This window comes from Paenisporosarcina sp. P5_A11 (assembly GCF_056400705.1).
The window spans coordinates 1-15319 of the sequence record NZ_JBFUKT010000069.1; the positions used below are offsets into that span (position 1 = coordinate 1).

The following is a 15319-nucleotide window of genomic DNA, read 5'->3' on the forward strand; positions in this document are numbered from 1 at the left end:
AACCTCATCTTCATTGTCTTCAAGGTAATAGCTAATATGCCAATGGCGCCTTTTTAAATGTTCCTTTATTTCTTCAGAATATAGACTAATGGTGATTTCTATATCATTTATTTCCATGCCTTCTGATAGGTGCTCGCTTTGAATGGGGATAGATCTAGGAAGGTCTTCATTATCGTACAAAATTCCAGCTAAAGAAAAGGCAAGTTCCTTTTGGGCGCTTTTTATCGCTTCACTTCTGGTTGCTCCCCCTGCTAATGGATATTCCCATCCATCTTCAGGAAATAGAGTAGGAAAATAAACACCAAAATCCCCTTCTTCGTGTTGTTTAATAAATGATGGATAGACAAGTTTTTTTGAGTTTTCCATACCTGCAATATCTCCAATTCCATAAATATTCAAATTCAATGTTCATCTTCTTCTTCAACTAAACTGCCCCGTTAGTTAAAGAACAATAATTTTTCAACCTACTCCAATTCTCCAACAAACCAAATGTCTCTCTTATATTCTCCATCCTCATCAGCAATTTCTTCTCTAATCCCTTTTACGATTATAATTGGGGGGATGTTCAACTTCCATTCTCTTTCAAAGTCTCTTTCTTCAGTTAAAGGAATCCACTTTTGAAATTCATTATTTCTATCAAAAAAACCTTCAAAGTGAGTATCTCCATGAAATACAATGACTTGAGCATTAAACAGTTTGGAAGTATCAATTGAAACAACCACTCGGTACTTTTCATTAGTATATGGTTTAATTCCAATCAAATGTTTTGCAGCCTTTAGAAGAGTTTGAACACATAATCGTTTAATTCCAAAAGGAGTCTTCTCAGAATCAATAAAACTTTGAGCTACTGGTAAATGAAGATGCCAGTATCCGTTATAAAAATCGGAAGGAAACTCATTTGTTTCTTCCTCAATTCGCGTTATCATATCCTTTGTTTTTCGTCGTAGTCCTCTTACCTTCTTATTACGCATATATGTCTCCAATCTAACATCGATTTGTTATATTCTTATTGAACTAACCTCCCTCGTTAGTTCAATAAGAAAAATTCCTTTACTTCTTCTTCAACTAAAGCACCCGTTAGTTGAACAAGATTAGGTATTTTTAAAATTCATTTTTGAAAACACTAATTATTTTAAAAAGATATTTCCGTTTTCATCAAATGCAGTCCAACCACCATCTTTGTCAAGCGCTGGATATTTCACGTCCTTTTTAATAATTTCAATTGGAATACCTCTATAACGAATCAATAAGAGGATTCTATCATTCGATTTAGTTCATCAAATTCATAATCAATTGACCATCTACCTTGTTCATAATTTTTTTGTGAATACTTTTTGGATACTTTATTTTTATCGATACCTTGAGCTGCCATGTACTTTCGGAAACGGCTTAATTGAGATGAGTCTGGTAAGGAATCCTCCGGATTCAATCCTAAAAACCACTTGTAAGCCATATTCACCTGTGCTTCTTTAATGATTCGTTCATCAGAAAGATTGGATAATGTCTGAAGAAAAAGCAGGCGGAATAATAACTCAGGTTCATTCGCAGGGCGACCATAGAATTCGCAATATGAACTTTTGACAATGTCATGGACAAAACTAAAATCTATGATTTCGTGGATTTGACGTAGCTGATGATTTTTTGGAACAATGATGTCGTAAAGTTCTGTGTGGAAAGATAAAGTAGTTTGTTTTGATTGATTTAACATGATTAACACACACTTTCAGAGCTTTTTATTTATTATAACGAAAAAGGGAAAAGCGAATCTAGCGCTTTCCCCTAATTTCTGTATTCGTTTTGCAGTGCCCTCTATTTGCAGACATTTTTGTTATTATATTTTCCGAAAAATATAGGTCATAATTTTCAGGTTTAAATAAAGATAATTGAGCTCTTTCTTTAGACAATCTATTCCGATTGCAAATGAGTATTCTTCAGCTGACTGACATCTAACTCTGTATTAAAATATCGCTTGTATTAATAATTCTAGTTTAATTATTTTGCTCAAGGAATTGGTAAATCACCATCATTTCTTGTTTATTCAACTCACGAATACGCTTGAAAATTAGAAGATCTGCAACAGGCTCAAGATTTAAGCTTTCAGTAACAACATCACTTACTTTACCAGTTAGCCATGTTTGCACGTCTATGCCCTCGACGATTTCCTTACGCCCTTCATCATTGATGCCACTTGTATAACAACTAACACATGGTACCGATAATTTATAAACGCCATCATGGAGCCCATCTTCCGATATTACTTTTTTTCCTTTACAGAATGGGCATGGGTGACTTGCTTTAATCTTATTAATTAGGGTGACAATTTTTTTGTAACCTAACGCTTCATAGACATACGTCAGTTTTTTGTATTTTCCATTGGTGAAATACTTATCAATGATGGTTTCTCTCGTTTCTGTGATATTGGCAAAATCACAGATGGTAATCCGATTATTAATGCTGATCGCTTCGATATTGCCGCTAATACTGTCCCAGAATGGCAGGGCATTTTGTAAAACGATTTCATAGCGGGCAAAGCTTGCCAGCTCTAGTTCAAGCATTTTCAGAGAGACTTGTGTTTCCCTAGGCAACAGAGAGACATCTTCCGTCAAAGCCATATTGCCGCCGACAATAGCTTTCATTTTTTCTAGTACCTGTAAATTCCCAACAGTTTTCATCACTTGATCAAGAGGCTGTTGAATAACCTCACGAATATCCGTGTCGCCAAATTTTAGCTTTTTATGATGATTTAGCACGGTTCCTTGACAGATTGGACAGGTAATCATTTCTTTGGATTCTTTTATACGCTCTTTAATAATCGATTTCGATATAAACATATAGCGCCCAATGATGAGATTAAAGCCTTCCCAAGTCCTCGATGCCTTGCCTGCTTTATCATAGAATGACTTTTCCCAATACCCATATAAAAAGGTATGCTTTTCTGCTTCTGTCATCTCGTTATAATTTTTGCTTATATCCTGACCGAGCTCATTCTTAATCTCATCAAAGATGAATTGCAATTTTGGATATTGATAGTATTTTAAAACCTCCATCACGTCTGGATGCAATAGGCCATCCCAGAATGGTGCGGTCTTGTCCTGAATAACAACATCAAAATCAAATTTTTCAATCACCCGGCGGCCCGAGCAGCTTGGACAATGATTGTCTTGATAATAGAAATCGAAGCTACTCGTATCTTTATTGGTTGGATGCGCCGCAATAATATGGTTGATCAATCCACCCATTTCATAGAGAAAACTATATTGACTATACAAGTGACGTTCCAGATCAATGGCGATGACGGGTGCAATTGTTTCAGATTCATATTCACCATAAATCAAACGAGCCATTGATGATAAGCTTTTTAAGATGCCGCCCTTATAGACGTTTTCTGCATTTTTAAAATAAGCAATCTGATTTTCTTTTAAATAGTTAATTCCATTTTGTTGATTGATAGTTGAAGAAATTTGCAATGGAGCAACTCTATCCGTACTGTTTTGTTGACGGTAATAATCATCATGACTGACAACATCAAGGTGTTGAACAGGTGCAAGCTGTCTTTTACCAAAATCAACGATAAAATCAGAGTTTTCTAGCATATAAGAATTATGTTCAATCATTATCATTGAGACAGATTCATCCTGCAGAATGACCCTGACACTATCAATGAATTGATTTAAAATATTTTGTGATAAACCTTTTGAAGGCTCGTCAAAAATAAAAAGCGTATGTGGGTTTCTTGAGTTGGCAAACAGTTCAGAAACTAAATGGACACATTGAAATTCACCAGTCGATAAAGACTGTGTTTTTCTTTCCAACGTCAAATATCCAAGTCCAAGTTTGATCAATAAGCTTAAGCGTTTATGAACGATGTCTTCCTTTGGCAGTTCATCAATAATATCTTCAATCGAGCGCTGAAAAATATCATCAATATCTTCTTTATATTTTGTGAGTTTCTTTTTAATATCAAGAAACGTCGCAACTGTTGACCGACTAGTAATCGATTGGTTTCGATCTTGACCAACCATTACTAGTTTATCTTTTGCATATCGCTTCAGAAAATCTTTGGCCATACACTCATTGACAAGTGTAGATTTACCACATCCAGACTCCCCCGTAAAAGTGACAATTCTATTTTTGGGAATCTGAATTTCAGCCATTTGAATATTACGACGGTAAAGATCATGAAATTGATAGTATTCTGTTGGTATTGCCTGATTTCGTTCCCAAGTGATTGGTTTTGGACGTGGGGATTCTTCAACAATTTTCCCACCGTATTTACCACTACCAGGTCCAAAGAACAATTGCTCTTCCGCTGTGTTAAGCACCGTGTCAGAATGGTCAATGATCCAAATTTGATTCTTATACCCCAATTGTTTAATCTCTTCTAAAATTTTCAATAGTGTTTGGTGATCGAGACCCACGGAGATTTCATCAATAATAATAACGGTATTTTCACTTGTTGCCATGAATTCTGCCAAGTAAAGTCGTGTTAATTCTCCACCTGACAATGTACCCATAATGCGATTTAATGTTAAGTAACCAATATTCATATTGATAATATTTTTAAGAATATGTTGTTTCGCTTCACCAATATGTAATTCTTCTCTAAGGGACAGAATCGATTCAATGTTTAAGTTGTTGATATCGGAAATACTATGTGGTTGATCCAATAATTCTATCTTATATTGCTCAACTTCTGGATTATAGCGCCTGTCCTCACACTTTTTACATTCGACATTTTTGGTAGTACCGAGCCCTTTACACTCAGGACACCAGCCTAATGCATTATTAAATGAAAAAACTTCTGGAGAAAGGTTAAATTTTTCAGCAAGAGTAACACGAATCTCTTTAAAAACGCCAGTATGTGTGCCAATTGTCGAACGTGGATTGGAAGAAATGGATGATTTTCCGAGAAAAAGTACTAAAGGCATTTCTTCCATCTTGATGGCACTGAAATTGGTTTCCATAATATTGGAAAATAAATACTGATATTCAGCCTTTGGCAATAAGGAAACGAGACGCTTCTTGGATTCTTCACCAATTGTTTGACAAAAAGTTGTTTTACCAGATCCAGAAAGACCAGCAATTCCTAACGATTTATCTACTGGTAGTACTGCATCTAATTTGTTAATATTGTTCGCAATTAATTGATTTATTTTCACAGTGATATCCTCTCCATTCTCAAAATTTAGTATTGCCATGTTAGTAAAACTTCAAATGAATTTGTTGTGTTTTTTTCGAATCGACAAACTCATACTAATTGTAGACGAAGATTTCTAAATTTCTTGTTATATATTCACTTATACCGTTTTGAAGAAACAATTTCATGGCTCAAATCCAGCAATTACTGGTCCTTTTTTCAACGAAACCCCACAAAGTATTTACTTAAACTCTCAGTTATATTATAAAAGCTTCTACAACCATCCTGCCACGCTTGCTAAATTACAATTATTACAAAACTTTTTATTTAACTCAATCCTATATTCCATTAAAAATGACGCTTTCCATGTTCCGGAAAAGCGCCCGATTGTAGAAGATCGTTTAAAGAATACTGGCTGCAATTATATTCCAGATAATTGCTCGTTTATTTTTAATTTCTGTTATCCAATAAGGTGAGAAATAAGAAGGGCGCCTTTCTTGCTTCTTTGTCGATAAATTATCGTCCAGTTCCTTCGAACGTTTGACGTGCATTGGATTCACCATGCCGAGTGGAATGCCATAGTGATAAGAAATAAGCCAAGTTCATCCAGTAGTGGCCCGTCGGCTCAATTCCGACGATAACATCTGTTTTCTTAGCTTCCTTCATCGTTTGACGGATCTTTTCATACAAACGTTCAAAGCTTTCTTTTAATTGATGTACCGCAAAGGCTTTTTCAATCACGCGCCCTCGTTCATCGACAAAGCACGTGTAATGAACACGCTTGGCAGTTTCTTTTTTGTAATGTGCGTAAAATATAAAACGCTATTCTTTCCAATTATTTTAGAAAGAATAGCGTCTTTTTCGTTATATAAAGGTAATGGTGTCTTACTTAAACCAGCATGAGACACACACATTTGACTTATTAGAGAATTTAAATGCTAGGCTGAGATTTGCAATTCTTTTAAAATATCTTGCAGTGTTTTTCCGTCAACTTGTTGGATAGGTACCGGTGGATTGTCAGCTTCTTGGTTTTGTTTTAGATAGTTTCTTTCAACCCAATACATATCATTTGCATCCACAATTCCGTCAAAGTTAATATCCGCAGCTCTGTTATTTGTATTCCAAGCCTGTTGGATGGCTAGTGCATCCTGGATATCAATCACATTATCTTGATTCACATCGCCAGCAACAGCATACTCATGAAAGACTGCTCCCATACCACTATAGTATTGAAGAAACTGTCCCAAAATGATTCCATTCTTCTTGACCCCAATTTGAATTTGTCGTTTCATCATAAAATGTCCTGGCAATTTCATTTCCCAAGTGAATAGTTTGTCAGTAATTGGAAGTTTGGAAATGCGGTAATCTCCAGTTTTACCAATTGTCGATGTGCCATCAAACACAGTGCCGTTCGCATCGATTAATCGAATAGATGCACCAAGTTTTGTCCAATCTTTTAATGGCACGGCAGATCCTCTTAATGTGCCAGTTACATCCGAGAAGGTTGACTGTAGTTGCCATTCCATTCCCGCAGAAGAGACGGACATACGATTACCCAGATCATTCGTATAAGCAACGGTCGGATTTACGGCTGCACTTACTGCAAATGCTGTATCCTTCACTTTCAATGTTAGATTGATTGCAGGAATATTTCCGCTCACCGTTTTTGTTCCATCCATAGTCAGCTTCACTTTTGAAGTGTTGCCTGTCGTTTCAACATTCACCTCGGATGCACCGTAATTCGCAAGTGCATCATTCGCCTTTACATCTACAATCTCAAAGCTTTGGCCGATGTTAGTAAGAGTCCACTCTGCGGTTTTTAACTTATCTACGTTATTTAAAATGAGGGTAGCAGATACCGTTTCTCCCATTTTTACGTTTGTTTTGTCAGTCTTCATATATCCGTACGGTGTACCCGCTTTAACAAAGTAGTAATTTTTCTTTGGAGTCGGATTTTTCGCGCCATCTTGTCCATTTAATGTAAAGCGATTAAATGGGTTGGTTTCATTTATCGGAAAGTCAAAATTCACCATCCCGTCTATCCCGACAGGAAGGACAGGCTTAGAGCTTCCATTAATAGAATACTTGAGAGAGTTGATAGACTGATCGACATTCATTCCGGATGCCACCATCTTTTCCACTTCTTCATCTGTAACTTTAATTTGAAGAGGAACTGTTTTTTGTCCCGGCTGATATTCATAGACAGGTGATTCATTTCCATCTAAAGTTGTTGTCATCGTTGGGCTGTTAGGGTCAACATATATATCATTATTCATCGTAAAAATATGATCACGTTCACTTGTACCAATAACTTTAATCTGGTAATATCCAGGTTTTACATAACTCTGTTGAGCGGAGATTGGCTTTTCTGGATTTCCAGTAAACGCATAGTATTTACCATTAAACATCCTTTCAACATAATAATTCGTACTATCATATAAACCATCTGTATAAATCGTCTCTATAAATCCAATATCATTTCCGGTTTTTCCATCTACCAAAACTAAATCCAGCCATTTCATAGGAGATTTTAATCTGAAATTCAATCTTTCATACCAAGTAGAAGCACTAATTGGGCTCACTTGTAAATGGTAAGGTGAAATAGCATTTGAAGAAAGGGAAGTAGATTCAATTCCTTCTTCAGTTGTTCGAACGCTAAACGGAATCCGATATTGTTCGGTTTTGTCGTTTTGGTTTGAAATGATAAGATATCCTTCATAAATGCCCGCCTTGGCAGTCGCTGGAACTGTTATTGTAACAGGCACTTTTTTTGTTTTAAAAGATTGAACTTGAATAACCTTAGGAATATCTAATTTCACCTTATTAGAACTGGCATCGAGTGATCCGTTTACATCTGTTTGAAATTGGACATCCACATCAAACTTTTTCATATTTTTTTCGAAATTTGTAATATTTACAGTCTTTTTAATAAATGTTTCTTCGTTTGCATAATGATTACCGAAACTAAGTCCGCCTGTCTCGTCTTTTATTGCAATGTTTTCTTCATTGAAGCGAATTGGAGTTTCATCTTGAACTCGAAGCTCCATTCCTGTATGGACGGCACGATATGGATCTACACGACCTGCGCCTACATCAAATACACTATATTTGTCCGCTAATGGTTTAGCTGTATTCATCAAAATCGTTTTAATATCACTTGGCTCGAGATCAGGATTTGCCTGTAGTAATAAAGCAGAAATTCCTGTTACATGAGGTGCGGCCATTGATGTACCAGACATGCGGTTATAAGCGTATTGATAATTAGATGGATCATTTTGATAAACCGAATAAGCTGGAATGCTTGATAAAACATTCACACCTGGGGCGGTGATTTCTGGCTTCATATCGTAATTTTTGCGTGATGGCCCGCGAGAGCTGAACCAAGCAAGCTTATCACCTTCTGTATATTCTTCTTTAAAATTTTTAAAAGTCAATTTCGTATTGCCTGTAGCTAATTGTGCTTTTAACTCCAATCCTTGCTCATAGCTAATGGAAAAAGCAGGAATGAAGTTTTGATACTCTCTTACGAAAGGGTTTGTCCCGCTATTTGGGATATTGTGATATGCGATGATGGCAGCTGCACCGTGATTCTTGGCATAAACGGTTTTAGTTTGAGTCCCAATACCGCCGGTACTCACGAAAACGATCTTTCCAGCGACATCCTTCCCAACGTAATCGGATTCCAAACCGACCCCTAAATCAATGACCTCATATTGATGATTGTTAAAAACACTCAAATCGGTCACTAAATCACTGTATAGATTGCTTAAAAGAAATTCTGTCGTAGAACCAGATACTACTCCAGTATATTGCGCTACCGGAATCGGTGCACTGCTTGCTCCAACCGTCAATGCTAAAGCAGCCGCTCCCGGAGAGCCAAGAGTATACGAATAAGGTCCAGAGTTACCAGCCGAAACAACCGCGGTCACACCATTTAAAACCGCATAATTGATAGCTGTACTTGTAGGATACTGCGGATCATTGATGTTGATCCCTAATGATAGATTGATAACATCCATGCCATCGCTAACTGCTTTTTCTATACCCGCTAGAATATCTTCCAGTCCACCCGTTCCATATGGCCCTAAAACACGATATCCATAAACTTCAGCTTCAGGTGCAATTCCTTTTACAGCTACACCGCTCGTATTTTTTGCTCGCCCTGCAATCGTACCTGAAACATGCGTACCATGACTCGTATAATATGGTGAACCACCTTCACTAGTCTCTGGAAGTCCAGACTTTTTCCAATCGTCGTATGAGGTTTCCATTGGATCAAGATCGTTATCTACAAAATCATATCCACCCTTAAAAGCATCTTTTAAATCAGGATGGTGATAATCGATACCTGTGTCAATGACTCCGACCTTCACTCCTTTTCCTGTAACACCCTCTTTATGTAACTTGTCTACACCTAGAAAAGGAATACTCTCTATTCTTTTAGTAGATTCTTCTTCTTCACTAGAATCTGATTGGATTGGAGGATCGATAGTAAATGTAACACTTTTATAAACAGCTTTTACAGCATCTGATTGAAGTAGCGACTCTACTTCGTTCGCGGGTAGTTTCATAGAAACCCCATTGTAGGCTATCTTAAAGGAACGCGTTATTTTATAAGATTTTTCACTGCTTTTTTCCAGATTGGATGGAAAAATTCTCTTTAAATCATCTTCAAAAGTAGCTTGCTCATGGTCAATCTTGTTTTTCGCTTGTTCTGGTGTCAGTTTCTTTCCTTTAATAGCAGCTTCAAGTACCTCAACTTTCTCAGGCTTGGACTTAAACTCGACAATAACAGAGATTTCATTATCACTCTTTAATTCTTCTTCATCAAATCCTTGCACCCCATAGTTTTCCGTGGCTTGAAGCTTAGTCATTGCGTCCCGCTGCTCTTTGGTCAGCGAAGCCAAGATTTGTTCAGCCTTTGTACTAGATACAGATTCACTTTGAAAAAGAGTCCCCTCAGCATGTACTTGAATAAGATTTGTGTTTGATAGACTGCTAGAAAGCAAACCTATCCCCAATACAAGAGTTGTCGCTTTTTTAATAAACTTCTTTTTCATTCTCTTTTACCTCTCCCCCATTAAAATATTGATGTACGGCTGCGCCTTAGCCGGGATGACGTAGACTTCGTCACCCACACTCAACGTGGTTACATCCGTTGGCTGCCATCCGGAGACGGCGCGACCGTCGCCGCTTGTAAGCCGTTAGCGTAACGGTCCAAATTTACAACCTCTCCCGTGACGAGGGTGACCGGGTGCGTATCGACAACCGTGTTGTTCTGCTGTGGCTGGGACGCCTGGGTGCCCGCAGTTTCGACGTTGGTCGCAAAAGTATTACCTGTACTTGTTGCCAAAAGTACTGCAGTAGCCAAGCCTGCGGTCATTACATTAATAATTTTTTTGTTTCTCCTTTTCCTCATTAAACCTCTCCCCTTCCTAACTAAATAGTAGATTAATATATTTGTAAAAATGTGAAGGTTTCGTGCTGATGACTTAACTTCGCATTTAATACACTGATCTGTCTATCTGCTTATTAAAAATTTTTCAACTAATCTGGTATCAATTGAAAGTTTATTCAACATCTATTAAATATTCAGAAGTATTACTCAATTAACCTTTATCATCACACATTTCTACTTTTCTTAAAATTAAACATAGGATGTAACTTTGCTGTTATTGGTTCTATACCTGCATAAAACAAAAGTACTATACCAAGAGGGACATAATAAGGGACAGGACATTTTTATCCGAATAGTTCTATAAATAATTAGATGTAAATAATTAAGAAACCCAGCTAATCTTCTGATGTGAAGGTAGCTGGGTTTTTAAAGTTGGATATGCAAAATAACACTTAAAATATACGCAAATTATCGGTCAAAGTGACACCCTAATAAAGCAGGAGCAATATCGGTTTATCTTGCTGCAGTGCGGATTCCATTAATGAGGCGATTAGGGTGGTTTTCCCCTGTACCTCTACCACCTGTAGCAAGCATGTGATAATTTAGCTCTCTAGATTCAAGCGCGACACGCTCTTTAAAATCGGTGTATCCGATAAAAACTTCCTTTGAAGGTGTTTCTCTATATTTCTGCTGCTTTTTGGCTAAAAATGTTACTCGATTTTTGCGAAACGCTTTGTATCTTTGCTCAGCCTTTTGTCTCAAAACCTCGCCAGATTTGGTTATCACCCTCTTTTTCCAAAAATACTTGGCAAAGATGAAAAAACCAAAAGAAAACAGGAACGCTAATCCTCCTAATACCAAATAGGAAGACGAAGCGACGGCGATCGGATTCCCATCATTCAACAATCGTTCAGCACCTGTTGAAAGGTACGGTATATTCATTTCTGAAATCAATCCAAAATAAGTAAGTATGGTCCCTGTTTGAACTTGCCATAAAAGAATCAGAATCCCTGCTCCAAGTGCTCCCCGTTACCACAAAGGCTACAATCCGAACATAAGAACCATCATATTCATAAAAAAGATTAGTACAAAATCCTCCCATACCAACAACTCTTCCATTATAATCGACAACTAAAGTATGATAGCTTGCATTGGATGAAATAGCATTAATTCTACTTTTCATTTTATCGACAGAGGTCGGATAACCAAGTCGTTCCATTAAACCAACCAATTCAGGAATGTCATTTATAGAGCTTCTCTAATTTCCATTCCATTTCCCTCCTAATAAAAGTATCTGATAATCCTTTTACTTACTTTGGGTTTTAAAAGACATTTTCTAATTTGATTACACATAATATGAACTGTGCTGGAAAAAGGAGGAGAATAATGGCTAATGCGTTTGTTGTTAGGTCATTGGATGAAATTCGATTTTGGGCTAGAATAATGAAGGAGCATGCACTTTTTCTAAGTCTTGGATTTACTTATAATGAGCAAAAACTAATTGATGAAGCAAAAGCATTTATTGTTGTATTCGAAAGAATTGAGGAACAATTAAACGGCTATACAGTACACACTGACCCTCGTCAAATTGAAGCTTTTAACGTTCACGTCTACCAAGCAGTGGCCAATATATGGGCTTATAAAAGAAAGGTGTTAGGACTCATACTACGCTGCGAGATTCGTTCAAATAATTACGCTTTACTGGTCGATCATACGAGTAGGGAAGCTGCTTATTTTGCCAATCGATTAAAAGAACTCAACGAAGGAAAATTACAACCTTTACCAGAAGCTATTATAAAAGAGAATGTCTTTTTCTTAAAAATAATGGCTGACCATGCTAAGTTTATTGGACATCTTTTAGATCCTAGCGAACGTAAATTAGTTGACCAAGCACGAGATTTCAGTCACGATTTTGATCAACTTTTGTTCCAGGCTGTTGATTTAGATAGTATGAGACCTGAGTCGGAAACGCCTGCACTATTAGATCAATTCCTTGATCAAAACAGAGTCTCCGTTGTTTCCTTAAGAAACTTTAAGAAGACTGCACGAGATTTAATCGAAGAATGTCGTATAAAAAGTAACATCCACCCACTCTTGGCTGATCATGTATTTAGAGAAGCAGAAAGATTTATTGAAATCATTGATATTTTTGAAGTAAGCCTAACGTCGAACGAAAAAGAATCCACGGCAATGTAAATAAAAGGAGAGGCTACAAACCTCTCCTTTTTCCTTTTATTTTTATTAAAAGCAATCAATTTAAATAGAAGTTTTAACTTTAGAAAGATTTAAATCCCATCTTTCTTCTATTAATTCGGTTCCAGTCCATTCATCATTTGATTTTTCTTCAGTCAATGTGAAATTGTATTTTTTGTATAGATAGCGGGCCGTTTCCAAAATACTCACGGTCCATAAGAACACATGTTCAAATCCTTGATTGTGACAGAAATTGATAGCGCTCTCCATTAGCTTCTTCCCTATACCTAGACCCTGGTACATTTCATCAAGAACAAACCATCTAAGTTGAGCTACCGTATCATTTAATTTAGTTATTGCAATTGAACCAACGATTTTTCCATTGACCTCAGCAATCCACAGCTCTCCTCCCTCTCTATTAATCATAAACTCTGCTAAGCCTTTCATAACGTAATATTCGAACATCGGTCCAAACTTATATGTTTTATCGTATAAAACCCCATGGAGATGAGCAATAAACCCAACGTCCCCGGCTTCAAAAGGGCGAATAGAGACTTCTGAGTGAACAGTAGAATATTCCTTAGAAAAAATAGATTCAATAATTTCCATGGATGTTATCAGTTGGGACAAATCAGGTTTAGAAATAGATTCAATCATTTTCTCTACACCATGATTAGCTTTTTCGACTAAGCCGTTATAGATTACTTCACCGTTCTTTGTTAAATGGAGTGAAAACTGACGTTGATCATTTGATGACCGTTTTTTAGTAATAATACTATCATTCTCAAACTTTTGAAGTATCCTGCTCATATAACCACGGTCTATTCCTAATTTTTCTCTAATTTCCGTCGCAGTAGTGCCATTATTTAAATGCAGTTCAGTAATAACACGTGCTTCTGTAAGAGGAAAAGGCTGATTATAAATTTCTTGATCGATTTTCCCTAAAACATTTGCATAATTTCTATTAAATTTCCTGATTTTTTCTATAGGTTGAATTTGTTCCATTTTAGACACCTCTTATATTCTGAATATTTTTTCTATAAACAGTGTATTCAATATAGTTGACTAAGTCAACTATAAGTGAGGCGAGCTTTTAAAGATTCAAAAACGTTCTACTGTACCCATATCGAGATGCCAATGTATTTGTAAGTATTTTTCAATATGTTATAATAATACTTATTAAAGCGTAAACTAAAAAAGATCGTTGGTGCGCTAACACCAACGATCGACGTAATAGCAGGTTCCCATCAAGGGGATTGGCTACTAAATGGTAGGAATGACCCATCTGAGCGGCTAACTCAAGGATGGGTTATTTTTTATGGTTAAAAGACAGAATTGACACAATCAATGCTGCGAACGTTACTGCAAACATCAATGCTTCAAATACTGACATGGCACCACCCCCTTTCGATCGGGAGTGAGCCAACCACCCTTGAGTACCTATTCTATTACTACTTAATTATACCTTTTTTAACCAATCAGCACATGGTTAATATGGTATATAAGCTTGATATGTGCTATATTTACCAAAATTTATACATAAGATTTAATCACCATTTTCAACTAAGTAAAAAAAGCCATCTCGTACTCATTTAAGAGTTTCAGAGATGGCTTTTCTACTATATTATGCGATTTTCTTTTTTAGCAATCCAGCCATTAAAGCTGTGACAATCGAACCTGCAATTATTGCTAGAGCGTATAGCATAACTTTACCGATGCCTCCATCAACAAGTCCCATCACGAAAACTCCGCCGTGAGGGGCCCGAAGACCGATATCGAACAACATAACAAGTCCACCAGCTATAGCTGCCCCAGTTACTGCAGAAGGAATGACACGTGCTGGATCAGCTGCAGCGAATGGAATAACTCCTTCTGTTATAAAGCATGCCCCTAGGACATAAGCGGTCTTCCCTGCTTCTCTTTCCGGCTTTGTGAAACGATTTTTGAACATTGTCGTCGCTAATGCCATTCCAAGTGGAGGTACCATCCCCGCTGCCATAACTGTCGCGATATACGTGAAGTTTTGTGCATCGAGCATCGCAATGCCGAATGTGTAAGCTGCTTTATTGATGGGTCCACCCATATCGATAGCCATCATTCCACCTAATATTAATCCTACGAGTACTGCGTTTGTTCCACCTAGTCCCTCTAAAAATGAAGATATGCCTGTATACACTTTCGTTAATTGTGGATTCACAAGCATCATGATAATCCCGGTAATGGCAATACTGAATAACGGGAAAAATAATACTGGTTTCAAACCTTCAAGTGCTTCTGGTAATTTCGAGAACATTTTCTTAACAAACAACGTGACATATCCTGCAAGGAAACCAGCGATAATCCCGCCTAGAAAACCAGATCCTCCACTAGCTCCTTCTACGCCTGTTACTGTAATGGCGATTAAACCACCAATCATACCTGGTGCAAAACCTGGACGATCCGCTATACTGCTGGCAATAAATCCGGCGAGTACTGGAACCATAAGGAAGAATGCTTTAGCACCACCGATTGTGCCTAGCATCGCTGCAAATACATTGTATTCTGGACTATCCGGATTACCTGAATTAATTCCCCAGAAGAATGAAATGGCG

General features: G+C 37.1%; 9 protein-coding genes and 3 pseudogenes. 1 reads left to right on the top strand and 11 read right to left on the bottom strand.

Annotated elements, in window-relative coordinates; genetic code table 11:
• From AC1DOS_RS11075 to AC1DOS_RS11115, 9 genes and pseudogenes are all read right to left on the bottom strand, one after another.
• Window positions 1–405, bottom strand: a pseudogene (locus AC1DOS_RS11075) (type II toxin-antitoxin system HicB family antitoxin); the annotation flags it as partial.
• Window positions 406–464: 59 nt separating this feature from the next.
• Entirely contained in the window at window positions 465–971 is a 507-nt protein-coding gene (locus tag AC1DOS_RS11080) for a DUF3916 domain-containing protein (protein ID WP_477537545.1), read from the bottom strand.
• 377 nt (window positions 972–1348) lie between these two features.
• Window positions 1349–1708: pseudogene (locus AC1DOS_RS11085) on the bottom strand (transposase); the annotation flags it as partial.
• Between the two features lie 280 nt (window positions 1709–1988).
• The gene (locus AC1DOS_RS11090; RefSeq protein WP_477537546.1) at window positions 1989–5159 is read right to left on the bottom strand and encodes an ATP-binding cassette domain-containing protein; all 3171 of its coding nucleotides are present in this window, start codon (window positions 5157–5159) and stop codon (window positions 1989–1991) included.
• Between the two features lie 444 nt (window positions 5160–5603).
• A pseudogene (locus AC1DOS_RS11095) lies at window positions 5604–5929 on the bottom strand (IS110 family transposase); the annotation flags it as partial.
• 146 nt (window positions 5930–6075) lie between these two features.
• The gene (locus AC1DOS_RS11100; RefSeq protein ID WP_477537547.1) at window positions 6076–10197 is read right to left on the bottom strand and encodes a S8 family serine peptidase; all 4122 of its coding nucleotides are present in this window, start codon (window positions 10195–10197) and stop codon (window positions 6076–6078) included.
• Between the two features lie 89 nt (window positions 10198–10286).
• Window positions 10287–10556 carry a hypothetical protein gene (locus tag AC1DOS_RS11105; protein ID WP_477537548.1) on the bottom strand — a complete coding sequence of 90 codons (270 nt, stop codon included), beginning with the start codon at window positions 10554–10556 and terminating at the stop codon, window positions 10287–10289.
• Between the two features lie 492 nt (window positions 10557–11048).
• Complete coding sequence (locus AC1DOS_RS11110; protein ID WP_477537549.1) at window positions 11049–11438, bottom strand: hypothetical protein; 390 nt, start codon at window positions 11436–11438, stop codon at window positions 11049–11051.
• Between the two features lie 7 nt (window positions 11439–11445).
• Window positions 11446–11754 (bottom strand): hypothetical protein, encoded by a 309-nt coding sequence (locus AC1DOS_RS11115; protein ID WP_477537550.1) that lies wholly within the window; start codon window positions 11752–11754, stop codon window positions 11446–11448.
• A gap of 167 nt (window positions 11755–11921) precedes the next feature.
• Here AC1DOS_RS11115 and AC1DOS_RS11120 point away from each other — a divergent pair, with 167 nt between their 5' ends.
• Complete coding sequence (locus AC1DOS_RS11120) at window positions 11922–12731, top strand: DUF2935 domain-containing protein (protein WP_108585696.1); 810 nt, start codon at window positions 11922–11924, stop codon at window positions 12729–12731.
• A gap of 60 nt (window positions 12732–12791) precedes the next feature.
• Here AC1DOS_RS11120 and AC1DOS_RS11125 read toward each other — a convergent pair whose 3' ends face one another.
• Entirely contained in the window at window positions 12792–13733 is a 942-nt protein-coding gene (locus tag AC1DOS_RS11125; protein ID WP_477537551.1) for a bifunctional helix-turn-helix transcriptional regulator/GNAT family N-acetyltransferase, read from the bottom strand.
• 619 nt (window positions 13734–14352) lie between these two features.
• On the bottom strand, window positions 14353–15319 hold a 967-nt coding region (locus tag AC1DOS_RS11130; protein WP_477537552.1), incomplete at its 5' end, for a PTS fructose transporter subunit IIC.